The sequence below is a fragment of the Candidatus Eremiobacteraceae bacterium genome (genome assembly GCA_036511855.1).
Lineage (GTDB): Bacteria > Vulcanimicrobiota > Vulcanimicrobiia > Eremiobacterales > Eremiobacteraceae > JABCYQ01.
This window is the reverse complement of sequence record DATCBN010000004.1, coordinates 1-25,543: the sequence shown is the minus strand read 5'-3', so window position 1 is coordinate 25,543 and position 25,543 is coordinate 1. Positions and strand designations below refer to the sequence as shown.

21 protein-coding genes are annotated in these 25,543 nt (G+C 62.8%); 9 read left to right on the top strand and 12 right to left on the bottom strand.

Annotated features, from left to right (window positions below; translation table 11 throughout):
- The first annotated feature begins 17 nt into the window (after positions 1–17).
- From polA to coaE, 4 genes are all read left to right on the top strand, one after another.
- A complete protein-coding gene (gene polA, locus VII69_00365; GenBank protein HEY5093549.1) occupies positions 18–2,729 on the top strand; it encodes a DNA polymerase I in 2,712 nt (903 codons plus the stop codon).
- A gap of 6 nt (positions 2,730–2,735) precedes the next feature.
- A complete protein-coding gene (mutM, locus tag VII69_00360) occupies positions 2,736–3,542 on the top strand; it encodes a bifunctional DNA-formamidopyrimidine glycosylase/DNA-(apurinic or apyrimidinic site) lyase (protein ID HEY5093548.1) in 807 nt (268 codons plus the stop codon).
- A gap of 86 nt (positions 3,543–3,628) precedes the next feature.
- Positions 3,629–4,843 (top strand): S1 RNA-binding domain-containing protein, encoded by a 1,215-nt coding sequence (locus tag VII69_00355; GenBank protein ID HEY5093547.1) that lies wholly within the window; start codon positions 3,629–3,631, stop codon positions 4,841–4,843.
- A 3-nt stretch (positions 4,844–4,846) separates the two neighbouring features.
- Positions 4,847–5,446, top strand: a complete 600-nt coding sequence (coaE, locus tag VII69_00350) for a dephospho-CoA kinase (GenBank protein ID HEY5093546.1) — start codon at positions 4,847–4,849, stop codon at positions 5,444–5,446.
- Here coaE and VII69_00345 read toward each other — a convergent pair.
- The 3 genes from VII69_00345 to VII69_00335 all read right to left on the bottom strand — a co-directional run bounded on the left by VII69_00345 (position 5,443) and on the right by VII69_00335 (position 8,386).
- Positions 5,443–6,192, bottom strand: a complete 750-nt coding sequence (locus VII69_00345) for a polysaccharide deacetylase family protein (protein ID HEY5093545.1) — start codon at positions 6,190–6,192, stop codon at positions 5,443–5,445. The genes coaE and VII69_00345 overlap by 4 nt on opposite strands.
- Positions 6,189–6,695 (bottom strand): hypothetical protein, encoded by a 507-nt coding sequence (locus VII69_00340; protein ID HEY5093544.1) that lies wholly within the window; start codon positions 6,693–6,695, stop codon positions 6,189–6,191. Before VII69_00340 ends, VII69_00345 begins: the two co-directional genes overlap by 4 nt.
- A 101-nt stretch (positions 6,696–6,796) precedes the next feature.
- Positions 6,797–8,386 (bottom strand): D-aminoacylase, encoded by a 1,590-nt coding sequence (locus VII69_00335; GenBank protein HEY5093543.1) that lies wholly within the window; start codon positions 8,384–8,386, stop codon positions 6,797–6,799.
- A gap of 156 nt (positions 8,387–8,542) precedes the next feature.
- On the opposite strand from VII69_00335, the gene VII69_00330 reads away from it, so the two are divergent.
- Positions 8,543–8,836: a hypothetical protein gene (locus VII69_00330; GenBank protein ID HEY5093542.1), complete on the top strand. Its 294-nt coding sequence runs from the start codon at positions 8,543–8,545 to the stop codon at positions 8,834–8,836.
- A gap of 19 nt (positions 8,837–8,855) precedes the next feature.
- A complete protein-coding gene (locus VII69_00325) occupies positions 8,856–9,944 on the top strand; it encodes a bifunctional phosphoglucose/phosphomannose isomerase (protein ID HEY5093541.1) in 1,089 nt (362 codons plus the stop codon).
- A 732-nt stretch (positions 9,945–10,676) separates the two neighbouring features.
- On the opposite strand, the gene VII69_00320 is transcribed toward VII69_00325, so the two are convergent.
- Positions 10,677–11,261 carry a hypothetical protein gene (locus tag VII69_00320; protein ID HEY5093540.1) on the bottom strand — a complete coding sequence of 195 codons (585 nt, stop codon included), beginning with the start codon at positions 11,259–11,261 and terminating at the stop codon, positions 10,677–10,679.
- Positions 11,258–12,799, bottom strand: coding sequence for an apolipoprotein N-acyltransferase (gene lnt, locus VII69_00315; protein HEY5093539.1), 1,542 nt, complete (start codon positions 12,797–12,799; stop codon positions 11,258–11,260). Before lnt ends, VII69_00320 begins: the two co-directional genes overlap by 4 nt.
- Here lnt and VII69_00310 point away from each other — a divergent pair.
- Positions 12,786–13,613 carry a hypothetical protein gene (locus VII69_00310; protein HEY5093538.1) on the top strand — a complete coding sequence of 276 codons (828 nt, stop codon included), beginning with the start codon at positions 12,786–12,788 and terminating at the stop codon, positions 13,611–13,613. The genes lnt and VII69_00310 overlap by 14 nt on opposite strands.
- A gap of 17 nt (positions 13,614–13,630) precedes the next feature.
- Here the strand turns inward: VII69_00310 and VII69_00305 are convergent, their stop codons facing one another.
- From VII69_00305 to VII69_00290, 4 genes are all read right to left on the bottom strand, one after another.
- Positions 13,631–16,147: a hypothetical protein gene (locus VII69_00305; protein ID HEY5093537.1), complete on the bottom strand. Its 2,517-nt coding sequence runs from the start codon at positions 16,145–16,147 to the stop codon at positions 13,631–13,633.
- 30 nt (positions 16,148–16,177) lie between these two features.
- Positions 16,178–17,425, bottom strand: a complete 1,248-nt coding sequence (locus VII69_00300; GenBank protein HEY5093536.1) for an LptF/LptG family permease — start codon at positions 17,423–17,425, stop codon at positions 16,178–16,180.
- A gap of 19 nt (positions 17,426–17,444) precedes the next feature.
- Positions 17,445–17,975, bottom strand: a complete 531-nt coding sequence (locus VII69_00295; GenBank protein ID HEY5093535.1) for a lytic transglycosylase domain-containing protein — start codon at positions 17,973–17,975, stop codon at positions 17,445–17,447.
- 179 nt (positions 17,976–18,154) lie between these two features.
- Positions 18,155–18,460, bottom strand: a complete 306-nt coding sequence (locus VII69_00290; GenBank protein HEY5093534.1) for a zinc-ribbon domain containing protein — start codon at positions 18,458–18,460, stop codon at positions 18,155–18,157.
- A gap of 163 nt (positions 18,461–18,623) precedes the next feature.
- On the opposite strand from VII69_00290, the gene VII69_00285 reads away from it, so the two are divergent.
- The gene (locus tag VII69_00285) at positions 18,624–20,273 is read left to right on the top strand and encodes a TlpA disulfide reductase family protein (protein ID HEY5093533.1); all 1,650 of its coding nucleotides are present in this window, start codon (positions 18,624–18,626) and stop codon (positions 20,271–20,273) included.
- A gap of 175 nt (positions 20,274–20,448) precedes the next feature.
- On the opposite strand, the gene VII69_00280 is transcribed toward VII69_00285, so the two are convergent.
- The 3 genes from VII69_00280 to VII69_00270 are packed head-to-tail and all read right to left on the bottom strand — an operon-like array spanning position 20,449 to position 25,124.
- The gene (locus tag VII69_00280) at positions 20,449–21,351 is read right to left on the bottom strand and encodes a hypothetical protein (protein ID HEY5093532.1); all 903 of its coding nucleotides are present in this window, start codon (positions 21,349–21,351) and stop codon (positions 20,449–20,451) included.
- Positions 21,348–21,554 carry a hypothetical protein gene (locus VII69_00275; GenBank protein ID HEY5093531.1) on the bottom strand — a complete coding sequence of 69 codons (207 nt, stop codon included), beginning with the start codon at positions 21,552–21,554 and terminating at the stop codon, positions 21,348–21,350. Before VII69_00275 ends, VII69_00280 begins: the two co-directional genes overlap by 4 nt.
- A gap of 48 nt (positions 21,555–21,602) precedes the next feature.
- Entirely contained in the window at positions 21,603–25,124 is a 3,522-nt protein-coding gene (locus VII69_00270; GenBank protein ID HEY5093530.1) for an AAA family ATPase, read from the bottom strand.
- A gap of 164 nt (positions 25,125–25,288) precedes the next feature.
- Here VII69_00270 and VII69_00265 point away from each other — a divergent pair.
- Positions 25,289–25,543, top strand: a 255-nt coding sequence (locus VII69_00265; GenBank protein ID HEY5093529.1) for a hypothetical protein, incomplete at its 3' end; no start/stop codon positions are given.

Below are 25,543 nucleotides of genomic sequence, written 5' to 3'. Positions count from 1 at the left end.
TCTGATCGGCAACTCACGTGTCCGAACGCAAGCTGCTCCTTCTCGACGTCTACGCGCTGGTCTATCGCGCGTTCTTCGCGTTGCCGCCGCTCACCACGTCGTCGGGCGCGGCAGTCAACGCCGTGTACGGCTTCGAGCGTATGCTCGCGCGCGCGCTTGCCTCGGAAAAACCGTCGCACGCCGTCGCCTGTTTCGACGCGGGCATCCCCGCAGAGCGGCTCGCGGCCATGCCGACCTACAAAGCGCAACGGCCGGACATGCCCAACGAGCTTCGCTCGCAGTTCCCGCTCGTGCGAAAAGTGCTCGCGGCGTACGGCGTCGCAGCAGTGGAAGTGGAGAGCGAAGAAGCGGACGATTGCATCGCCACGCTTGCCACCCGCGCGTCGTCGCAGGCGTTCGCGTCGGTCATCGTCTCCGGCGATCTGGATCTCTTGCAACTGGTGGACCAGCATTGCACGGTGCTCACACCCAAGCGCGGATTCAGCGACCTCATGCGCTACGACGAGGCCGCGGTTTTCGAACGCTACGGCCTGCGGCCATCGCAGCTCGCCGACTATCGCGGGCTCAAGGGCGATCCGTCCGACAACCTCTCCGGCGTGCCGGGCATCGGCGAGAAAACGGCCGTTAAACTCATCGCCCAATTCGGCACGCTCGAAGAAGTTCTCGCGCACGCGCGCGAGGTGAAACCAGACCGCATCGGCGCGCTGCTGGTCGAACACGCCGACCTCGCCCGCCGCTGCCGCGACGTCTCGTTGGCAAAACGCACGCTACCGATCGCATTGACGTGGGATGAATGTGCCTACCGCGAGCCGGAGCGCGAACGTCTCGCCGCCATGTACAATGAATTCGAGTTCCGCGGTTTGTTCAGCCGGAATGAAGGTCGCGGCGATCCCAAACCCGAGGAAGTCCTTGGCACATCCGCGACCGCGACCGCTCGCGCGATGCCGGACCGAGGACGGCCACAACCAAAATTCCGCCATATCCTCGCCGCGACGCCCGCAGATGCGCGCGATCTGCTTTCGCGTGCGATGGCGCAACCTGAGATCGCGCTCGCCGCGATCGGCGCGCCCGGCGCACCGCCCGTCGCCTTTGCATTTGCGTGGCCGGGGAGCGATGCGGTCGTCGCACCGGCGCCGGCGCTGTTGGACGATGAGAAAGCGCATGCGGATTTCAAGAATCTGCTGACCGCGGACGTTCCGTCGAAGATCGTTTTCGGCGCCAAAGAGCTGGCGCGCTTCGGCGGCCGCAACGGCATCGTGCCGCGCGGCGTGAGGTTCGACCTGACCCTTGCATACGCGCTGCTCGATCCGGATCGCGCGAACACCGACCTTGCGGGCGTCGCAGCGGCATACGGCGCGCCTCCGGTCATGCCGTACGATGCGACCGCAGCGCCGATGGAACTGTTCGGAGCCGGGCACGGCGTTTCGGCGGAGCACGCTTCGGCCGCCGCTGCGATCGCCACTGTCGCCGAGCCGCTGCAAGACGATCTCGCCAACGCCGGCATGTCCGGGGTGTTCAACGATATCGAGATGCCGCTCGCTGCGGTCCTCGCGCACATGGAGCAGGCAGGCTTCCGGCTCGACATCGGAGAGCTCGACCGGATCCGCCGCAAACTCGACGATGCGATCGCACAAGCCACAAGCGCGGTGCACCGGCTCGCGGGCGAAGAGTTCAACATCAACTCTCCCAAGGCGCTCGGCGCGATTCTGTTCGAGAAACTGCAGATGCCCGGCGGATCGAAGAAGAAGACGGCCTGGGCTACGGGCGTAGAAGTGCTTGCGCCATTAGCGAGCGAGCACGAGATCGCAGCGCGCGTGCTCGAATATCGCGAGGTGTCTAAGCTCAAGTCCACCTACGTTGACGCGCTTCCGGCTCTGATCGACAAACGCGACGGCATACTCCACACCACGCTCAACCAGCTCGGCGCAGCCACGGGCCGCTTGTCGAGCACGAATCCAAATCTCCAGAACATACCGGTCCGCAGCGAGCTCGGCCGCGAGATCCGCCTCGCCTTTCTCCCGCCCACGCAAGGGCGCGTGCTGCTTGCGGCGGACTACTCGCAGATCGAGCTGCGTCTGTTCGCGCACATGTCGGAAGATCCGACGCTGATCGACGCGTTCAAGAGCGGCGAGGATATCCACGCCTACACCGCGCGCGCCGTCTTCGCCGTGCCCGCCGGCGAACCGGTGCCTGGAGAACTGCGCCGACGCGCGAAAGCCGTGAATTTCGGCATCCTCTACGGCATGGGCTCGTTCGGCCTCGCGCAAAGCGTTGGCTTCTCGCGCGGAGAAGCGCGCGATTTCATCGCCGCGTACTTCGCCCGCTTTCCGCAGATCAAACAATACATCGCCGGCGCGATCGACAAAGCGCGCGTCGACGGGCAGGTCACGACATTGCTCGGCCGACGCCGCCTTCTGCCCGATCTGAAATCGCCGAACCACGCCATGCGGGCCGCTGCCGAGCGCGTGGCCATCAACGCGCCGCTGCAAGGCAGCGCGGCCGATCTCATCAAGCTGGCGATGGTGCGCATCGCGCGGCGCATCGAAGAACAACGCCATCCGGCGCAGTTGCTCTTGCAAGTGCACGACGAGCTGATCTTCGAAGTCGATATGCAGGCGCTCGACGCGCTGCGCGAAGACGTCCGCAATGCGATGGAAAACGCGATGACCTTGCGCGTGCCGCTCGTGGTCGATTTCAAGTCCGGCCCCAGTTGGGGAGACATGGCGTAGCATCCGATGCCCGAACTGCCTGAAGTCGAAACCATCGCGCGCGGTCTGCGCGAGCTGATCCGCGGCAAACGCATCCGCGGCGTCGGCGTCGCGTGGTTGCGCACCGTTGACGAACGCAGCTTGCCGCTGGCGTCGCTCGACGGTCAGCGAATCGTCGACGTCGGACGTGTGGGGAAATACGTCGCGATCGTTCTTGAAGATGGCCGCACGCTGACGATCCACTTGCGCATGACCGGAAGCTTGCTGGTCGGACCGGCATCGGAGCCGGCGCGCCGGCACGAGCGCCTAAGAATTGATTTCGATGACGGCGATTCTATGAAGTTCGACGATCCGCGCAAGTTCGGCCGCGTACGATTGCTCCAGGGCGATGCGGCTGAAGTCCTCGCGATCGGCGTCGATCCGTTTGACCGGCGTCTCAACGCGGAGATGTTTGCGGAATTGCTCGCGGGACGTCGCACGCCGATAAAGTCGTGGCTGCTCGACCAACGCCGCCTCGCAGGCGTCGGTAATATTTACGCGTGCGAAGCGCTATTCTACGCGGGCATCAGGCCGCGCCGGCCGGCGGGCCGACTCACCGCTGCAGAACGGATCGGGCTGCTCAAGAGTCTACGGCGCGTGCTGCGACGAGCCATTAAACATCGCGGTTCAAGTCTAAACGACTACGTGGACGCGGAAGGAAAGGAAGGCGGCTTTCAGAAGCAGTTTGTCGTCTATGGGCGCGTCGGCTTGCCGTGTAAGCAATGCCGCTCCCCGGTACGGCGTATCCTGCTGGCCCAACGTAGCACCTTCTATTGCTCCGATTGCCAGCGATAATGCAGCCGATTCACATCCGGTCCGCCAGCAAGATCATCGACCGCCAAACGGTCGAAATTTGAAAAAGCATAGGTGAACCCCCAATAATGTCCGACACAAATGTCGTCGAGCCCGCACAAGAAGCCGACGATGAATTCGCTCTCGAACAACGGCTCTACGAAGAGAGCCTGAAAACCCTCGACGAAGGGCAAGTGCTCCATGGCCTCATCGTCGCAAAATCAAATGACGAACTTCTCGTGGATATCGGCGGCAAGTCCGAAGGCGTGGTCACGTCGCGCGAGCTCTCGTCTGGCATCTCCATCGCCGACCTGAAGATCGGCGACACGCTCGAGGTGCTCGTCCATCGCATCGACGGCGACGGCGACGGCACGATGTATCTCTCGGAGAAGCGCGCGCGCGCGCTCAAGACCTGGGAGAAAGTTCTGGAAGCGCACGAGCGCAACGACGCGATCAACGCCACAGTGACGCAAGTCGTCAAAGGCGGCGTGCTCGTTGATCTCGGCATGCGAGGCTTCGTGCCGGCATCGCAGATCCGGCGCCATCCTGTGGGCAATCTCGACGAACTCGTCGGCAAAGAGCTGCGCCTCAAAGTCATCGACCTCGATCACAAGCGCCGGCGCGTCGTGCTGTCGCAGCGCGTCGTGCTCGAAGAAGAGCTGAACCAAAAGAAAATGGAGCTGCTCTCCACGTTGGAAGCCGGTCAGATCCGCGAAGGCACGATCGTGCGCCTTGCGGACTTCGGCGCATTCGTCGACCTCGGCGGCATCGACGGGCTCATCCACAACAGCGAGTTGTCGTGGTCGCGGATCAAGCATCCGAGCGAAGTGGTGCAGATCGGCGACAAGGTCATGGTCGAGGTCATGAAATTCGACGCGGATGCGAAGAAGGTCAGCCTCTCCGTGAAGCACTCGCTCGAAGATCCGTGGAAGACGGTGCCCGATCAGCTCGTCGAGGGCACGGTGGTTCCGGCGCAGTTGATCAAGGCCACGCAGAACTACCTCTTGGTAGAACTGTTGCCCGGCGTCACGGGCATGGTGCCGAAGTCGGAGTTCGACGCGGCGGCTCCGCCCGCGCAGGGCGAAACGGTGCAGGTCAGATTGCTGTCCATCAACACCGGCACGAGACGGATCACCGCGAGCTTGTCCAAGGTCAACGAATCAAGCACTGAAGGCTCCGAGGTTCAAGACTATCTCGCGGGTCAGGAAGATTCGTCCGGCAACACCATCGGCGATGCCGTCGCGCCCGCGGAAGAACCTCCGGTCGAAGAACCGTTGGTGATCGAGCCCCCGGATATCGAATAACGGATGATCATCGGCCTCACAGGCGGCATCGGCGCGGGCAAAAGCGCCGTTGCCGATTTTTTTTCGCGCATGGGCGCCACGATCATCGACACCGACGTCATCGCGCGCGAAGTCGTGAAACCGCCGAGCGCGGTGCTCGACTCGCTCGCCGCAGAGTTTGGCGGCGCCATACTCAAGTCCGACGGCACGCTCGACCGCGCGGCGCTCGCGGCGGCTGCGTTTGGCGATCGTCTTCGCGAAGCGCGCTTAAATCAGTTGACCCATCCGGCGATCCGCGAGCGGACGATCGCCGCGATGAAAGCGCAGCCCGCATCGGCGATGGTTGTGCTGGTAGTTCCATTGCTTCTGCAAACCGGTTTCGACGCGTATTGCGACCGGGTCGTGTGCGTGATCGCGAAGCGGGCGTTGCGCGTCGAGCGTGTGGTTCTTCGCGACGGCGTACTTGCCGCACAAGTCGAAGCGCGGATGGCGGCTCAGCTCAGCGACGAGGAATACGAAATTCGCGCCGATATCGTGATCCGCAACGACGGCGATCTCGCGGCGCTGCAGCACGAGGCTAAAGAAGCGTGGGCTAAACTTGTGCGGCTACGCGGCAACAGTTAGAGATTGCCCGACGCCAGCAGCTGACCGACCGTCACGAACGTGTAGCCCCGCGCGCGAAGCCTATCGATGATGACCGGCAGCGACTCGATCGTGCGGTATTGTCCGCTGTGCAGCAAGACGATGCCGCCGGGCTCCGCTTGTGCCAGCACGCGCTGCACTTCTAGCGCCGGCGAGATGTCCTTCGTGTCCTCAGGACTGTCGCTCCAGAAAACGGTGCGGTAGCCCATCGCTGCGGCGATCTCGAGGACGCGCCGATCGTAGCTGCCGTGCGGCGGCCGGAACAGATCGAGGGGCCGGCCGACAAACGTGGAGAGGATGGCCCCGCCTTCCATGATCTGCTCGGCGATCTGCTCGTCGCTGAGACCCTTGAGCGCGTAGTGGTTGAACGTGTGATTGCCGATCTCGTCGCCGGCTTCGATGATGCGGTCGATCAGCTCGGGGAATTCTTGCGCCGAGCGGCCGACGCAGAAAAACGTGGCGGCCACGTGAGAGCGGTCGAGAACGTGCAGCAGCAATGGCGTGTAGAACGGGTACGGACCGTCGTCAAAAGTGAGCGCGATCAAGCGCCGGTGCATGGGGACGCGCCAAACCTGATCGGCTCTCTCGAGGGAGAGATGCAGCGTTTGGACTCCCGGCGCCGCCAACGGCAACGGCTGGGCAACGGGTCGAATGGCGGCTTCTGCAGGCCCGGCGAACAGAGCCATACTTGCGGCGAGTGCCATGGCGCCTGCCCACACCCGGCTCATCGCGGCACTTGCGGCGCGAACCAGACACGCCCGAACGCATCCACGAACGCTTCATCCGCCATCGCGGGCTGCCGCTCCAACTGCTCGAAAACGTCTCGGGTTGCGGATACCGAAAACACGGTGTTCTCGATCGACTTGAGCTGGTGTAGGTTCACCGGAATGGTACCCCAGATGTCGACTTCCTCGACATCGGGATAGTCGTTGAACGCCGTGCGGATGAGGATCGCAGCTTCGTGCGCGATCTCTTCCGCGGTGAGGTCGCGCCCCTCGTGCGGAACGCGAGCCGAAAAGCGGATGCCGGCCGATTCGTAGCCGCCGGCCGCGAATGCATAGACCTTGAGGATGTTGTGCTCGGGCAACGCCCGGTATGTGGCGCCGAAAAGCGAATTTTCCAAACCCGGATCGACGCCCTCAACCCACGGACGGGTGTGGTCCGCCTGGGTTGTACGGGCGTGCGGCGACGCGAGCGCCGGCATGGCACAGGCTGCCAGCAGCAGGGCCATGAAAAACCATCTCGCGGTTCTAACCGAGATCGGCGGAGTCTCCATCTACTTGATTATACCGTGGCCAGCGACGCGGTCAAGTTACGCAGCGCATACGACGACTAAAGATCGCGTCCGCGCCGCAACACCCTGCCGGGCCGGGCGCCTGTGATCCTCCCGTCGCGGACCACGGCGCTGCCGTTCACGAAGACGGAGTGAATGCCGGCAGGGTAGCGGTGAGGCTCCTCATATGTGGCCAGATCGGCGACCGTCGCCGGATCGAAAAGCACGAGGTCGGCGAAGTAGCCTTCGGCGATCAGCCCACGCTCCCGCAGCCCTAGGCGGCCGGCAGCAAGACCCGTGGCGCGTCGCACAGCCTCTTCGAGCGAAAGCAGCCGCGACTCCCGGACATAGCGCTTGAGCAACCGCGGAAAGGTGCCAAAAGCCCGCGGGTGGGGCTTGCCGCGAGCGGTGATGCCCTCCAATGCGCGCACCGTCGCGTCGCTGCCGATGCACGTGTTCGCATACTGCAGGACGGCGCGCAGATCGTCCTCGCACATCGTGAAGTAGATGGCGGCGACGTCCAGCGACTCATCGCGGAGCAACGCAAGCGCAGCTGCGGCTGGGGCGTCGCCTGTCTGCTCGGCGATGCCGGCCACGGTCAGCCCCTCGAAGTGCCTGTTCCGTTCGCTGGCGACCGAGGCGATGAGCACCTCGTCCCAGCGGCCGCCGTACTCGAGGGCTATCCTGCCTGCGGTGAGCGCGAAATAGGCAGGGTCTCCGAGTCGGTCCGCGATCTCGCGCCTGGTGCCGACGTTGACGTCCACCGGCAGGATCACATCGAGGCCGGTGGAGGACGCCTTGTAGGGATATTGGTCGAGCACGACGTCGACGCCGCTCAAACGGGCCCGCTCGACAAGGGCCAACGTGTCGTGGACCTTTCCCCAGTTCTTACGGCCGGACGCCTTGTGGTGCGAGAGCTGAACGGCGACGCCCGCGCGCCGACCGACGCTGAGCGCCTCTTCAACAGCTTCGACGAGCTGGTCGCCTTCGCTGCGGATGTGCGACGCGTACAGCGGGCTGCCCGCATCGCGCGCGGCGCAAGCGAGGTCTTCAAGTTCGTCGACGTCCGCAAAACTGCCGGGCTGATAGATCAACCCCGACGATATGCCGATCGCGCCGCGTTCGCATGCCTCGCGCACGAGCGCGCGCTGCCGTTCCAGCAGTTCTTTTGTGAGCGGTCCGGGCGTCACCGCGCCCACGGCTTTTCGCGTCTCGCCCAAACCCACGAGACAGCAGAAATTCATGGAAGGTGGCGAGGCGTCGAGCGCGTCGAGGAAGCCGCCAAAATCCTCCCACGTCTGATCGAGGCCGTATTGCGATTGCAGTTCGGCGCGGCGCTCAGCAAGCGTGCTCTGCGAAAACGGCCCGGGCGACGCACCGCAATTGCCGCCGACTTCGAGCGTCACGCCTTGTAGTATCTTGCTGTCGGAGGTCGGCAGTGCGAGCAGCGCCTCGTCGGAGTGGCCGTGCATGTCGATGAATCCCGGTGCGACGACGAGCGTGCGGCAGTCCACGCGTTGCGCCGCGTCGCGGCCCACGCAGTCGCCGATGCGCACGATGCGCTCGCCACGTAGCGCGACATCCGTGCGGAAGCTTGGCGCGCCCGTACCGTCGACGATTGTAGCGTGTTCCAACACGACGTCCAGCATCAAACCTCCTTCACAAAAATTCGCACATGAGCCTCCCGATTGGGCCTGACGGCTGTTTAGTATGAGAGCATCCGGGTATGATACGCACGGCACTCTGGTCTAAAGCGGCGTGTCTCTCGATTTACTGAAGGCTGATCGCGAGGATAATGCAGCAGCATGACAGCAAAAGAAAAGGACCGTAACGGTGACATGACGGTCCGAGAAGCCGGCAAAAAAGGCGGCGATGCGGTACGCAACAAGTACGGACCATCGTTCTACGAAGCGATCGGCCGCAAGGGCGGCGAGACCACAAAAGAGCGCCATGGCGCGGGCTTCTATGAAAACATCGGGCAAAAGGGCGGCAACGCGGTCAAGGACAAATACGGGCAAGCATTCTACGAAGAGATAGGTCACAAAGGCGGACAAAAAGTAAAGCGCTTGATCGAAGAGGCGAAGCGCTCCGCTGAATGACTTCTCCCGAGGTTAATCGATGTCGCCGAACGCGCTGACCGATCTAGCTCACCTCAAAGCGAACGACCCGGGCGATATGCTCGGAGCCATCCACGGTTTGCCCGAGCAATGCGGCGACGCGAAAAAAATCGCGGCCGGCGCCGATCTCGGCGCCCTCGCGGGACGCCGTTTCGCATCGGTCTTGATCGCGGGCATGGGCGGATCTGCCATCGGCGGCGATCTGCTCCGCGCCACATTCGAGCCTTGGTTGACGTGTCCGGTCACGGTCGTGCGCGACTATCAATTGCCGGCGTACGTCGGTCCGGACACGCTCGTGATCGCGGCGAGCAATTCAGGCAATACCGAAGAAACCCTCAGCGTCTACGCGCAAGCGCGCCGCGCGGGTGCGCCGATTCTCGCGGTCACGACCGGCGGCAAGCTCGACGAGCTCGCTGAAACCGATGGCGTTCCAGTCATCAAATTGCCCGTCACCGGCATGCAGCCGCGCGCAGCAGTGGGCTACGCGTTCGTGCCGCTCGTCGTCGCTGCGGTCCGCCTCGGGCTTTTGCCAAACTCGGTCCTGAGCGACATCGACGAGGGCGCCGGCGTGCTGCTCAAGGTCCGCAACCTGCTCGGTCCCGATGTGCCTCCAGCCTCCAATCCCGCGAAGCAGCTTGCGAACGCGTGGGTCGGCAAGATCCCGATTGTCTACGGTTCGCAAGCCGAGCGCGGCGTCGTGGCCTACCGCTGGAAGACGCAGATTTCGGAAAACGCCAAGGCGCTCGCCGCGGCAAACGTGTTCCCGGAGCTCAATCACAACGAAACGGTCGGGTGGAGCGGAACACATGGCCAAGCGGGCGTTGAAAAGAATTTGAGCGTCGTCATTTTGCGCGACCACACAGAGCCCACGCACATCGTGCGGCGCGTCGAACTCACGAAGGAACTTCTCGCCGACCGCCACGTTCGCATCGACGAGGCGTGGGCGAGCGGGTCGAGCGCGTTTGCGCGCACCATGTCGCTTGTTTACACCGGCGACTACGCCTCGTGCTACCTCGCGCTCGCCTACGGCGAAGATCCCACGCCGGTCAAAGCCATCGACTGGCTCAAACAGCAACTCGCCAAGAAATAATCTGATCAGCGTCACGTACGAGGGCAACGGTACTAGGGCAAGCATCGCTTGCCCCGTTTTTTTATCGGCCGTAGAAGGGCAACCGTACTAGGGCAAGCATCGCTTGCCCAACCAAACACCGCGTCTAAACTTACCAGAATCGATCGACTATCCCCGTAAACGGATAGTCGCCCGACTCGTCGACTATATTGGCCCTCACAGGATTTTGCGTTATGTAGTGAGCGATGCCGAATTCCGCGTCATTGCCACCAGGATCTTGTCGTAATAGCCATATTTCCATCGAAGCGTCTCGCCTCTGCGGTTTAGGCTTTTCATGCGCTCGATTTTCAACGTAGCGACTACGCGCGAGAGAGTGCGATCGGAAGATCGAAGTTTCAGCAACATGTGGACGTGGTCGGGCATCACGCAGTATGAAAGAAGCCAATACCACTGGCGTTCTCGATACCGAAAGATGACATCGCGCATGGACTCAGCAGCCGCAGGCATGGCGAATATCCGGCGTTGATTCCAGACGCAAAACGTAATGAAGAACACTCGCGGACCCGAGTAGTCAACGAGCGGATGACGAGGAGGCGTTCGCAGTCGCGGCACAATCACAACGTCACGTCTTGGAGCCGCTGGGGCAAGCGATGCTTGCCCTAGTACGAGGGTAAGACAAAAACGGGGTGAGCGTTGCTCACCCTCCTACAAAAACAAGGAAAAGATGGGGCAAGCGATGCTTGCCCTAGTACACTACGGCTTTTTCTTGTCCTTGCCGTAGGTCACTGCGGACGGGCCCGTGTGAATGGTGCCGTCGCGGAAGTTGACGATGAGGTTGGCGCCGCTATACGTGGAGCCGCTATAGTGCACCGTCATGTTGGTCGGGCATGTGAGCGTCTGCAGCGGCTGATTCCACGTCAATCCGTCGGCTCTGATGTCGCGCGGTTGCACGCCGGTGACCGCCCAGATGTGCACGTCGCCGGTGGCCGCGTAGTTCTGCGAGCGCGTGTCCAGCGTGACTTGACGCGCGGAAATGTGATACGCCGGTTTACCGTGATCGTAGTACGTGCCGTCGCGGACATTTTGATACGTCGTGTAGGCGCCGTCGAGCGACGTGGACGACGAATCCGCGCTGAAGCTCCAGCCGAGCTTCGGCCCATGCTGGCCGATCACGTGCAGCGTGTGCATGACCACCGAGTTGGAGCCGACCAACGGCGGCATTGGCGGCGCGAGAATCGCGCTGATGAACAGATAAAGGTAGCCGCCCAGAAAGAGAACCGCGACAGCAATCAGCCAGAAGCGCCACGTCGGACGTCCACTGCGGTCGCTTGCAATCACGCCGGTCCTCGTGCCGAACGCCATCCTACGGTGCGCGCGCGGCCCCGGCCCAATCCGACGCCCAGCATGACCAAGGAGAGCAGCACGAGCCACAAAGCGCCGAAGCGGACGTAGGGCGTGTCGATGGGTCCGCCGATCTTTGCGACCAGGAGTCCCTGCCGGTCGAGCGGCAGCGACGAGACAATGCTTCCGTGCGGATCGATGACGGCGGAGACGCCGGTGGCCGCGCCGCGCACGACCCAGCGGCCCGTTTCGACCGCATCGATGACGGCCATGTCCAAGTGCTGGTATGGGCCGGACGTGTCGCCCCACCACGCGTCGTCGGTGACGATGATCAGCGCCTGCGCACCGGCGTTCGCCGTCTGCCGCGCGTACGACGAGAATCCGGATTCATAACAGATGAGGACGCCGAATGGCACCGCATCCGCGGGGAGAAGATGAGGGCCCGGGCCGGGGAAAAAATCGGACGCCTGATTCAACAGCGGTAGCTTGCGCAGGACGCCATCAAACGGGAGAAACTCTGCGAACGGCACGAGCAGATGCTTCTCGTACACGTCGGCGAGCGTGCCCTTGGGCGTGATATCGATCACCGCGTTTCGATAACCGCGCGGCGACAATTTGTCCACGGTGCCGGCCACCAGCCACACGCGCGACGACATCGCGATGGCCTCGAGGTCGTGCAGCAGCCACGGCTCCTGAAGCGGATACGCCGTGACGACCGTCTCCGGCCACACCACGATGCGCGCGCCGCTCTTCGCAGCCTGATGCGTGAGATCGCTGTACACTTGGATCGTGTGCGCGAAGATGCTCGGACTCCACTTGACGCGTTGCGAGATATCGCCTTGCGCGATCGCGACTTTCCACCGCGTCGCCGGTTGAACGACGTGCGCGCGCGAGATGTCGCCCGCCGTCACCAGCAGCGCGATCACCACGATGGCGGCGCAGCCGGCTGTCCGCCCGCGCGCCGTGCCCCAGACGATGCCGGTCAGCGCACCGTTGATCAATGCGACGATGGCCCCGACGCCGTAGACGCCGGCGTATGCCGCCATGGGGAGCAGCCACGGCACGTGCGCCGCGACGAGCCCGAGGCTGGCGAATGGCACACCCATCCCGCCTCGCGTCCGCGCGAACTCGATCGTGAACCACGCGGCCGGCGCGGCGAACACGCACAGCGCGCCGAACCCGAATCCGCGGCGCCGGATAAACGACACGACGATAGCGGTCGCGGCGAACGCTAGCCCTTGCCAGCTCGCCAAGAGTATGAGCGCGAGGATGGTCCACGCGCCGATGTAATCGCCGAGCGAGTTGGGAACCCAATTGAGCATGAGCCCGAAATAGACGGTGCCCGAGAGCCAGCCCCACCAGAAGGCCGATTTCCAGGACGCGTTGCTCCACAGCCAGAACAACGGCGCGAGACTGATGAACGAAAGCGGCCACCAATCCGTTTTCGGAAAAGCAAGTGCGAGGGCGACCGGCGCGAGAAATGCGATGCCAAACTTCGCCCAATACGTTAAGGATCCGGATGTGACTTTAGCCATCGGCGCGACCCGCTTCTGGCGCGCTCTCGCTGCGACCGTCGCGCTCGGCGCGGTGGCGATCGCCGCATGCGGCCGTGGCCCCGTGTTCCCGCCCAGCGGCACGATCGCCGCAGCCGGCACCATCACGTTCAAATTCTACGTGTCGCAAAACGGCAGCATCACCCCGAGCAACAATTCGTACATCATCGCGTTGAACATCAATCAGGGGGCGAACAACGTCTACGGCGCGCCGGAGCAGCCAGGCTACCCAACTCTTGCCGAGGCGCAAGGCCTGACGTACGGGCACTGGGATCAGGAGCTCTTCTACGGCGTGTGCCCGCCCGCGCAGACGCAGAATTTTTTCTGCATCACCGGCCTTCCGACGAACAATTTCTACTATGCTGACAAGTCGTTCATCGGCATCGGCCAAACGCTCGTGCGCTGGCAGAGAATATTTCTTTCCGCAAACCAATTCACGTTTTTCACCAATGCGGGCTTCTCCGGCGGCACCAACAACGCGATGTTGATCACCATCCCGATCTCGGAGCTCGACGTCCGCCCAACTCCGTCGCCGGGCCCGACCTCTTCCGCCAATCCGCAGCCCACGCCCGATAATCTCTTCGTCCAGTTGTTCACGGCCGACGAAAACGGAAACGCCCTCGACCAGATGACGTGCGGGTTGAATTCGCAGGATACCATTCCGAACATCAGCCTGTCGACGAAAAACGTCTACACGTTCCAGGCGTGCGCGAGCAAACCCGGCGGCGGTCCGTCCGATCCCAACGCGTACATCCTCGGCGGCGAAATCGACGTCATCCCGATCCCGAATCAGTAACCGCAGCGCCACGCTCGTCATTGGCCGAAACTCTGGGCGATGATCGGCCCGTTGCTGTTGATGCCGAAGTTCGCCGCTTGGTTCGGGAACGCGAGAAGATTGACCGAGAAATCCACTTCTTTCAGCGCCTGGCGGTACGCGACGCGGACCTGATAGCAATTATTCACCGTGTGCGTTAGGAAATACGACTGGTTTTGCAAGCCGTGCAGCTTGAAGTCGTAGTTGGACTGCATCTGAAAATAATCGTCCGCGCCGATGGGCGTCGCAAGCGCGATGTTGAGCGGTGAGTAGCCGGGCCGCTCGACGCCCGCAGTGCCGTGCGGATCGTACGTCGTGCCGAGGCTGAGGCTCGCCAGCGGCGCCGGCTGCCACAGCAATTGGTACGCGACCGGGCTCAAGAACTTCTGGTGGAAGTCGTAGCTGGTGGTCGCTGAAAATCGATACTTGTTGCCGTTGTATATGTTGAGATCTTCGCCGAGATCATCCGTGCCGAACGCCGAATCGAACGACGGCATCGGCGTATAGCCGCGCACGCTCAAGCTGGTGTACGACAGCGTGTTGTCGGCATGCGTGCCGAAGAGGGTGCGCAAGCTGACGTCCTCACCGACGGTCCCGAGCAGATCCCCCGTGCCATACGCGTCCTGTCGCAGCGTCGCGGTCGCGGTGACGTCCGAGCTTTGACCGACGGGGAAAAATGCGCTGCCGATCTGCGTCGTGAGATCGAGCCGCGAAGTCTTGATGCCGTTCGGCGCGTTGTCGAACTGGTCGTTATAGATGCCGTCCGTGACGGTGACCTCTACGGGAAGCCGCAACGACGAGATTTGAAACGGCACCGCGCGCAGCGTGAGTTCGGGGACCTTCTGAAAGCCGTTGGTGTTGGCGATCATCGGCGTGGGCAGCGGCGACGGAAACGGCGACACAAGCGGCCCGGGCTGCGTGATCTGCGTTCCGTGCGACGTCGAGATTTCTAAGTCGCCGTCAAATGCGCTGGCCACAAAGCGCGTGTCGCTCGTGAAGTTGATCTGACGCGAGTAGTTCAGCGGATTGGTGTTGCCCTGAAACTGCAGGCCCACAACTTGACTGAACGTCGGCGTGAAGTTGATCGTGTGGTTGACGCTGGCGCCGATGCTGTTCGATGGTCCGCTGCTCGACAGATTGCCGATGTACGTCGTGGTGCTGCGCGCGCCGGCGTGCGTGAAGGTCAAACCCGCTGTCGTGGACGATGGAATGTTGGACGCCACCACGCTCTGGCCACTGTAAGAGAATTGCAGCGAGCCGGTCACGTGATGACCAAGCATCCGCGACATGCTGAGCTGGGCTTGATACGAGCTCTTCTGGCCGCTGAGATTTCGCTCGTACGCGTTGTTCTGCAATGTATAAAAAGAGCCGTAGCCGCTGCCTTTGCCGTCTTTGCGCGCGAAGAACACGTCCATTCCGAGCCCGACGCCAACTTTCTGAAAATAGTCGACGTGGTAGGTGCCGTAGTAGTTCGGACTGCGATAGAAATTGATGTACGTGCGCGCGAAGTAGCCTTCGGTCGAGTTGTAGCCGAAGTCCGGCGCGATGGCGGACGAACGGTGCGCCGCCTCCGCCGATAGCGGCAACACGACGATGCCGAGCGCGGCCACCAACAAGCCTCCGAGATACAGCGCGGAACTGTGCGCGATGATGCGGTCGTGCGGCCGGATCTCGATCTCTTTGCCGGTGATATGATACGCGACGTGATTGAGCGAACACGTCGTGATCCAGCCATGACGGATGATCGAGTGGCCGTCGGCGGCGACGTCGACTTCCTGGCCGCGATAGTAGATGTAGCCCTGGATCGGCTGGCCCTGAACCGCTACCGCGTTGGTCTGGCCGGCGACGTCGAACATCGCAAACGTGTTTTTCTCGGTGTTGAACGCAAGCGACTTGGCCGTTGCCGTGTCGCCATCGGCGCCGACAAAGTGGACGTTGCCGGTCATCCTCACCGTCTTGTCCACCGCGGTGTAGACGGCTTGATCGCCCGAGATGTCCACGCTGTCGGTCGTCAGGTGGACGTGCCCTTGCGCCGTCATGTCACCTTTGGCGTTGCCGGCGATGCGGTCCGCGGTGATCCGAATGTCGCCCGCCGGAACCCCAGCGGGCGCCGAAGCAGACGGTCCGGGCGCAGGAGCGAACGTCGCGTTTGGTTCGGGCGGCCCGCCGGAATTGTTCGAGTTGGGGAAGTCGGAGTTGTCGGGAGGCTCGGTCGCGTAGACCGCCGGCGGCGCCGTCGGCGTGGGCATCGGGCTCATGCTGGGGCTCGGGAGCGGGCTCGCCGCCGGGCTCGCTGTCGGTGTGGCCGTTGGTGCCGGCGTACTTAACGCTTCCGCTAAGGCTGAGTTGACGCGGCCAGCCGAGCTATGGTGTGTCTTCGCCCGTGCGGTGGCCGAATGAACGCGCCCGGTGCCAAGCGCCGCCATTGGCGGAAATGCGAGCACAACGCACAAGGCGACGGCGCACGCTTTGCTTGCTCCGTGCGCGAATTGGCCAAGCGTGCGGCGGACGATCAATCGATCGACCCTACCTCTGATCAGTGCGCATCAGCGCCTATCGTTGAAGAGCAGTGCTACGCCGACTCCCGCCATCACCGCATTTGGCAGCCACGAGCCGACGAATACGGGCACGGCGCCGTTCTTGCCGAGCGCGCCGCCGATGGCCATCGCCGCGTAGTACAAGAGCACCGCTGCGACGGCGATCAACGCACCTACCCCACGGCCGTACTTGCCGAACATCATCGAAAGCGGCACGGCGATGAGGATGCTGATCAGGCACGCGACGGGCATGGCGTACTTCTGCTCGAGAATCATCTCTTGGTTCTTGGTGTCTTCGCCACTGGCTTTGAGGTTCTTGATCTCGGTCCTCAACTGGCTCGAATTCTCGGCGAACGGCGAGAACGCTCCAGAGTAGAGTACGCTCGCATCGCCGAGCGGAAACTCCATGGTCTTGAATTTGTTCTGCGTGGTCACGAGGCCGTCGGGGCCATATTTCGTATACACACCGTCCGTGAGGACGATCTTGCCGTCCATTTGCCGGCCCGTAGCGGCTTGCATAGAATCGGGGCTCGGGTTATTGCCAAACGTCTCGATCACGATGTTGTGCATCGCGCCCGATGTCGGATCGATCGATCCCACGTAGATCATGTGCTGGCCATCGGGCGTGCGCATGAATTGGTCGGGCTCGATGATCGGCTGGCTCGAGTGATACATGATCTGCCGGAACGTGTCTTCGGCGCGTTTATCGGCATACGGCGCGAGCGATTCGTTGATGCCGAACGACGTCAGTGAAAGTAGTAGGCCGAGCACGTAGCACGGCACGGCGATCCGATGCACGCTGATGCCGCTCGTGCGCATAGCGGTGACTTCGTTGTCGCCGGCCAGGCGTCCGAACCCGAGAAGGACCGCCACCAAGCTCGCAAACGGGAACGCGAGATAGAACAGCGCCGGCAATTGGAGCACTAAATAGCGCAGGACCAGCACTGCGGGCGCGCCTTTATTGATGACGTAGTCGGCGGCCAGGAAAAGCTGATTGATGATCAGGAGAAGCGTGATGATCGCGAGCGCGAGCGCGAACGGCGACAGCATCTCCCCGAGCAGATAGCGATCGAGGATAGAGATCCGGTTGAGCAGATTCAGCCCGTGCTTGGGCGAGTCCGGCGCGCGATAGCCTTGGCCTGCGGAAAGCCAATCGAGGCGCTCGCCGGGCTCGGCTGCGTCGAGTTCGAGCGGCTGATGAAGCGCGCTAGCACTGACGGAAGACCGTGCGGCGATGCTGCTTTGGCTGGGGGTCACGCGGGCCATTTTCTAAAGCTTACCGGCGGGGCCTGGGCAACGCGGTTGCCGCTGCGTATAGCGCCGTAACGTTGCGGACGTACGATTGCGTTTCCGCGTAAGGCGGAATGCCGCCGTATTTATCCACTGCGCCAGGACCTGCGTTGTACGCGGCAAGCGCGAGCTTCAGATTGCCGTGGTAACGGCCGAGCAAATCGTGCAGATACGAGCAGCCGCCGTCGACGTTCTCGTTGGGATCGAACGCGTCGGCCACGCCGTACGAGCTGGCCGTGCCGGGCATCAACTGCATGAGCCCCATCGCACCCGCACTCGAGATCGCAGACGGATCGCCGCCGGACTCGACGTCGATGACGGCGCGAACGAGAGCCGCAGACAATCCGTGGGCGCTTGCCGCGCCTCGCACCAGATGGTCCAGTTGCGCGGCGGGCATTGAATGAGGGCCGCCGCCATCCGGGAATAAACCGTCGCCGCTGCAGCCCACAAGGGTTGAAGCGCAGACGATGAAGGCGGCTCCGATCGCGCGACGGAGCGCGCGGGCTGTAAGGTGCATCGATGGTCCCCAGGCAAGCACAATCGGTCGCCCGCGCTACAGCGGTTTCTACCGTATGAATAGGTGTCGACTACCGGATTGATTCTCGCCCCGGCCGTTGCGGCCTGCGCTAGGGCACCCCGCCGGGACGCCTTCTCACACAAGACTAACGATTGGGGACCTGTGCTCTAGGTCATATGCTACGCGCGCGTCCGGCGCGGGACTACCGCTTTGTAGCACTCCGCGCAATAGACCGGCTTGTCGGCCCGCGGCGAAAACGGCACCTGCGTCGCCGCGCCGCACTGCGAGCAAACGGCGTCGTACATGGTGCGTTCACCTGCCGGCCCTCCGTTGCTGCGGTCGCGTTTGCGAGTTTGCCGGCACGAAACGCAGCGCGTGGGCTCGTGCTGGAAGCCCTTCTGCGCGTAGAATTCTTGCTCTCCGGCGGTGAAGATATAGGTCGCGCTGCAGTCGCGACAGGTGAGGGTCCGGTCCTGGAAGGCCAATTCTTCGATTCCTCGGGGTTTTCACCAAACGAAAATAGAAAAGAGCCGCGCGGCCATGGTGGGTGGCAGCTTGCGTAGAAAGACTCTAACACTTCCACTTTGAAAAATCAACCTGGCAACCGCCGACCTTGCTCGCTCTTAAATCTTTGAGAAAGCACCATCCATGAACAGCGCACGATCCTTGTGCCTCGCATTCGCGGCCGTCGCCGCCATCACGGCCGCGTCCGCCGACAAAAGTTCCGCAGCTTCGCCCACGAACGGGTCGACCGCCCCCACCTTCACCCTGCCGCAGATCGGCGGAGGATCCATCGATCTGAAGGCGCTGCGCGGTCACGTCGTCGTGGTCAATTTCTTCGCGACGTGGTGCCCGCCGTGCCGCGCGGAAACGCCGGACCTCATCTCGGCCGAGCGCCGGTTCTCGAGCAACGGCGTCATCTTCGTCGGTGTCGACGATCGCGAGAGCGCGCAACTCGTCTCGGTGTGGGCGAAGCAAAAAGGTGTGAAGTACCGTCTGGCGCTGGACGGCGACGGCAAAGTTGAAGAGAATTACGATATTCGGGCGATACCAACCACGTTCGTGCTCGACCGCAACGGGATCGTCCGCTACCGGCAAGTCGACCAGCTCGACGCGCCCACGATGGCACTCGCGCTCGGCGCGATAATCGCAGGCCGGCCGGTGCCGGATTCGAAGACAGCCACCGCGTTCTACGCTACCGCCACATCGGGAACCGCCGCCATCGCCGCACAGATTCAAGCAGGCAAAGTCGACGACGCGATCGCCGCGGGCCAAGCTGCGTCCGACAGACTCGACAAACTGCAGAACGCCGACGATTCGGCCACGATCGACTACTATAAGAGCACGCAGCTTCGCGATGCCATGAATGTGGTTTGGGCGGATGCCTATGCGGCGCGGGCCGCCGCGGCACCGGTGCCTACCGACGACAAGGCGAAGAAGGACGGCGCTCAAGCCGCGATGCTCCGCGGTCAGTCGTTCCAGGACGCCGAAGATTTCACCAACGCGCAAAAGCAGTTCGACATGGCGATCGCGTTGACACCCGACGACGTCGATGCGTACGGCGGGGGATACTCCGCCGCCTATGAACTGAAAGAATACGCTGCCGCGGTCGCCTACGCGCAATCCGCCGCGAACATCGCGCCGGACGATCCGGAAAACTGGCTCACCCTCGCGTCGGCGAACAACGGCGCCAAGAATTATACCGCAGCCTTGGCTGCCGAAGGCAAAGCGCTCGCGCTTGCGACCGCGACCTACGCCGCCGATCCGACGAAGAAGAAAGCCGCGTACGAATTGGGGCGCGTCTGGCTGAAGACGGGCCGCACGTATCTCATGGCCGGCAACGTCGCCGCTGCGCGCGCCGTACTCAGGAACGCTCCGGCGGTGACGCCGGATTCCATCGTCGGACAACAAGCCGAAGAACAATACGTCGCGCTCAACCCGATGCCATGGCATCTCGCGGTGAGCGGAAACACCACGACGACGTCCACCACGACGACGCCCGCGAAGCTCTACGTCATGGTGCACAATCCGTCCGCGGAAACGCGCACGGTGCATTTTGTCGCGACCGGCGTGCCCGCGCACTGGCTGCTGTCGTTCTGCACGCCGAAGGTTTGCGAGCCGAATAAAACTGCGATCACGCTGGCGCCGGGTGCGTCGCAGCGCGTCGAACTTCAAGTCGTGCCGTTGGCCGGTGCCGGCGGCGACTGGAACATGAGCGTGACGACCAACGGCTCAACCGCGCAAGTCAAGGTGAACGCAAAAGCCACCCGTGTCGCGGTGACCGTCACCGCCTCGTAAGTAGACGAAAATGTAGGACGGCACATGTACTAGGGCAAGCATCGCTTGCCCACGGGAAAATTTAGGAGGGCAAATGTACTAGGGCAAGCATCGCTTGCCCTAATTTTTTTTTGGGCAAGCGATGCTTGCCCTACTACATCTGCTGTTTTGGGCGAGCGACGCTCGCCCTACTACACTACTTGACCTTCGTCAGCCTCAGGAACACCACCGTGGTCTCGTCGTCACCCTTCGAGCGACTTATCACGACGTTGAATTCGGGGTCCTTGCTGATCTCGAACATCGCGCCTTCGTCCCCGTCGCTGTTGATATGATTGCTCGCAGCCGCTTCTGCGTCCTCAGAGCCCGCACGCAAACGAGGCTTGTACCACGCATACACCGTGCTAAAAGAGTCTTTGGTGGTAAGCTGGCCGTGCTCTGATTTTCCCTCGTCGCCGATCATCGCCGGAAGCATGACGCTTTCCGTGGCGTTCGGATACGTGGGCACGCCAAATGTGCCGAGATCGTCATGCTGCAATCCGGTTGATTGGTCCGCGCTCGCATTCGAAGGCGCAGGCGACGATCCGGCGTCGGCCCCCGTCGAGTTTCCGACGCTCAGCGTGATGAACGTGTCGCCCTTTCCGGTGCTGCTGACCGTCACGAACTTGCCGGTCTTCTCGTCACCGGGCCCCACTTGGAACGTCGCGGTTGACGCACCCATGACGCTGGTCTTCATCTTCTGTGCGTCGGCCGGGAGCTGCGATTTATACCAGCCGTACACGGTGTCAAAAGAATCAGGGCTCGTGAGATTCACCACCTGGCCGCTGCCGGTCTTGTCGCTCGAGCCAACGCTGCCGCCCTCGGTTGTCTTCGCACCCGGGTAAAGCGGAATGCCGAGCGTTGCGGGATCCTTGGTCCGGTAGTCGATCACGCCGCTGCTATCGCTTGCGTCCGTCGAGCTCGCTTGTGCGTCCGGCGCGGCGCTCGCGCTCGAGACAACCAGCTTGCTCGATGTGTCGGCGCTCTTCTGGCCACATCCGCTGAAGCCCAACGTGAGAGCGGCTACGATGGCGCACACGAGTGGCAACGGTAATCTCGTCATGATTGGTCCCCTTCAGGTGAATGGTCCGCTTGCAGCCGCAGCATCAAAAAGCGCGTGAGATCACCGAAATCCACGAAGTAACGCTGCTCGCCGTGGGCGACATGTTTGACCATGCCTCGCCACGATAGCGTTTCGTCGGGAGATCCTTCGCGCCACATTTCGACGACGAAGATGTGTTTGGTGCGGCCTATGCTAGTGTCCACCCACGCATCGTAACCGCGAGCACGTCCGAAATACGTCCGATTTCGACGTTAGAGCGAGCCGACAGCCACCTCAGCGGCCGCTTTGATGGCAAGGTTGAAAGGCAGCTCGTCGTAGGTCCGGCGCCACGCGTCATCCGGGATCAGGGCGCGACGCTTGTCAAGCGCGGCTGAAGCGCGCCGGACCGCTGCCTGTTGCTCTTGCTGCAGCCCGAGGGCGCCATATATCTGCGCCGCATTCCAGATCACGTTTTGCGGATACATGACGCTTTCCAGCGAGTCGTTGCCGAGACTCAGAATCTCGTCGGCCGCCGCGATCGCCGACGTACGATCGCCGGCACGCAAATAGGTAAGTCCCAGGTCGGCAAGGTCCGAGCCGATGTCGGCACTGCCCGTCATGCCGCGCTTGATGCGCAGCGCTTCTTCGCAGTGTGCAATCGCGTCGGGGAGCATGTCCAATTCGCGCTCCGCAGCTCCGAGATTCCCCAGCGCCGCGCTTTCCAAGTATGGACTGCTGAGTTGTCGGGCCCGGTTCAGCGCTTGCTGCGACAGCCGCCGGGATGCGGCGTACCGGCGCTGAAAATAAGCAAGCATCCCGACGTTGACGGCGCAGACCGCACGGCCGCGCAGATCATTGAGCACGGCGAAGATCTCATTCGCTTGCCGGAAACCGGAGAGCGCTCTCTCATACTCGCCGACTTTGAGGAACAGCAGGCCCGTATTGAACATGACCACTGCTTCGCCGCGGCGCTTGTCGAGCGTTTTGTAGATCCCGGCGGCCTTGGCGAAATTATTGCTCGCGTCGTGCACATGGAACAAGCGGCTGTCGATGTTCCCAAGACGAGAGAGGCAGTCTGCTTCTCCTTCGCGATCGCCGATGGCACGGTATATCTGCAACGCTTGGAGGGCAAAGCTTCTGCTTCGATCGTAGTCGGCAGCCAAGTGAGCCGCGAGCGAGGCGGCAGATAACGCGTGCGCCGCAAGCGACTCGTTGGCGCTGGTTCGAGCGAACGCGAGCGCCAAGTCCACCGCGGACTGGGCCTCGCTCGTTCGCGCCTGGTGGGAATACGATTCCGCGATCAGGCATAACGCGCGCGCTTGGCCGCCGGCATCCTCAAGCGCGGCGTACACGCTCTGTGCGCGTTGCGCCAGATCCCTTCCGTCGTCGTACTGGCCGGCGGCGATCCCCATCGCCGCGCGTTGCTCCATGGCTGTCGCGCGCCAGTGCGCGCTCATCGTTCCAAGGTCAGCGTGGGCGATGCTCTCGTCCAACGCGTCCATCAACGATTTTTGACTGTCGACGTCGCCCGTGACGCGAGCATATTCGATGTGCCGGCGAAGCGCCTCGCGGCCGGCGTCTTCGTCGCCGAGCTCTATGGCCGACTCCTTGAGCGAGACGATGTCGGCGAGCTGTTCGGGCCGCGAGCCGCTGCGGCTATAGATGCCCTCTCTCAAGAGCAATAGATCCTTACGCTGCACGTCGTCGGCACCGATGTCAAGCGCCCGGCACAGCGCACGTTTCGCCTCTTCATCCGCGAAGACCGCGAGCGCGTTGCGCGCGACGATGTGGTAGTACGCTGCGGCTTTGGACGGCTCCGCCCCGCGATCGAAATGCAGCGCAAGCTCTGACGCCGGAATATCCGCAGGCGCGTAGAGCTCTTCCATGACCCGGGCTATGCGTCGATGCCTGCGCAATAGGACGTCTTGCGGAATTTTCGAGTAGAGCTGTGCACGAATGATCTCGTGCGCGAAGCTGAAATCGTATCGCGACCCAAGATGGATCCCGCCTCGTTCGACGATGAGATAGCTGTCCAACAGCTCGTCCAAGCTGCGAAGGACCTGCTCTTCTCGCTGACCCGACGCTGCGCTGATCACGTCGACATCGAACGCAAGTCCAATAACGGACGCGACTTCAGCGATGCGGCTCGCATCGTTCGACAACCGGCCGATGCGACTTGCGATCGCCGCATCCATGCTCTGCGGAAGTGCCGGCTCCGGCGATTTCGACGCGACGGAGTCTCGCACGATCTCCGCGAGAAAGAACGGATTCCCGTCGCACAGCGCGTGCGCTCTGCCGGCGAAGTCGACCGATTTGTCCGCCAGCTCGGGTATAGAAGCCAGGCAGCGTTCGACTTCGTCCTGCGCGAGCCGTCCGAGCGAGAGATGGCCGAATGCGCCGCTTCGATGCAGCGTCCGGCGCAAAGTCCGAAGCGGATGGGAGCGATCGGCGCTGTCGTTGCGGTACGTCGCGGCAATCAAGACCGGCAGGGCGCGAATGCGGCGAGTGAGATACTCGAGCAGATTGGCGGTCGCGCCGCCGGACCAGTGGAGATCTTCGAGGATGATGAGCAGCGGGCGAGCGCGCGAGATTCCTTCGACGCATCGCGCCAGCGCCTCGAAAAGTCGCGCTTGCTCGCGTGGGGCCTCGAGAACGGGCAATGCCGGGAGCTCGCTCCCGATCTGGCGCAGTTCGGGCAGAAGTGCGGACGCCGCAGCCAGCCACATCGGCTCGATTTCACGTTCCGCGATCATCGCGAGTGCCTCGCGCAACGCTTCGGCAACGGCCTGATACGGCATCGTCTCCGGAAAGGTCGTGCCGCCGGCGATGACGCGCCCACCCTGACGTTCGGCGATGCCGCTGAGTTGCGCGATCAGGCGCGACTTGCCGATGCCGGCCTCGCCGCCGATCAACACGAACCGGCCGTGACCGTGGGCCGCGCGCGTCCACCACTCGTTGAGCTGCGCTAGTTCGTGTTCGCGCCCAACGAATGGCAACGCGAACTGGCCGGCCGCCGCACGCCGCGGTTCGCCGTCTGCGCTCGCCGCGGGCAACCCGACATTGCGCGTGATGGATGCGTAGCGAGCTTGCGTCTCCGGCATCGGTTCGACATCCATATCGCGCCGCAAGCGCTTTGCGAACGCTTCGTATTCCCGGAGCGCGCCGGCGCGATCGCCCGACTCGTAGCGCAGCGACATCAGCATGCGAATCGTGTCTTCCCGCCACGGATCGTGCGCGAGCAGCCCCTGCGCGCTCAAGATCGCCCCCCGGAAATCGAGATCGCGCCGGTGCGCATCCGTCGACCGCTCGAGGTTGGCGCACTGCATCCGCCGCAAGCGCTCGCGTTCGGGCAAAAGCCAATCGTCGAAGTTGTCGGCGAGCAGATCGCCGACATACGAGTCGATCGCGGCCGCGGTGCTATCCGCCTCGCCGCTCAGAAGTTCGAAATCAAGGACGTCAAGCCGGAACTCGCTCTCCGGATTCCATTGGACCTCGCCCCGCTCGCTTAAGATCCACGGTTGATGCGCGGCCGCGGGCAGCGTGCGCTGCAGCAGTTGGATGTGGCGGCGCAGATTGGCGCGCGCTTTTTCTTCGGATTCGTCAGGCCACAGGGCAAACGCGAGCGTTTCGCGGGTCACGCGCCGGTCGCGATTGATGAGGAGATAGGCCAGTAGCGCGGCGGTCTTGGCTGGTGCGTTGAACTTGAGCGGCTCGCCGCGATAGAAAAGCTGCAGTCGGCTGAAAAGTTGTATCTGCAGGCAGTCCGACCCGGCTTCGGGGCCTGCAATCGCCATAACCATTCTCATTCTGTCTTCGTGTCGGCCATCCGCTATTGACGCCGACGTTTGGGCATTGCGCCGGGACGATATTGCCGGTTTTCGGATGCTTTTCGGACGATGCCAAGCGTACGATGCCCAAGAGAACACGCGATACTACCCACCCGTTCAAGGAGATCACGATGAATAATGCTCGTTCGCTCTTGCTCACGTCTGTCATATGCCTTGGTCTTGTGACCGCCGGCTGCGCGCACAACAGTAGTGCTACGGATTCGGCCTCGCAAGGTGACGCGGGATCGCAAGACTCTTCCGGCAGCACGACCACCGGCTCGGCATCGGGTCACGTGCACCTCACCGGCGCCGTCACGCTCGACACAGACTTCACCGTCGACGCATGCGTGATCGGTCCCGCGGGCGACGGCCTGCTCGACGGCTAC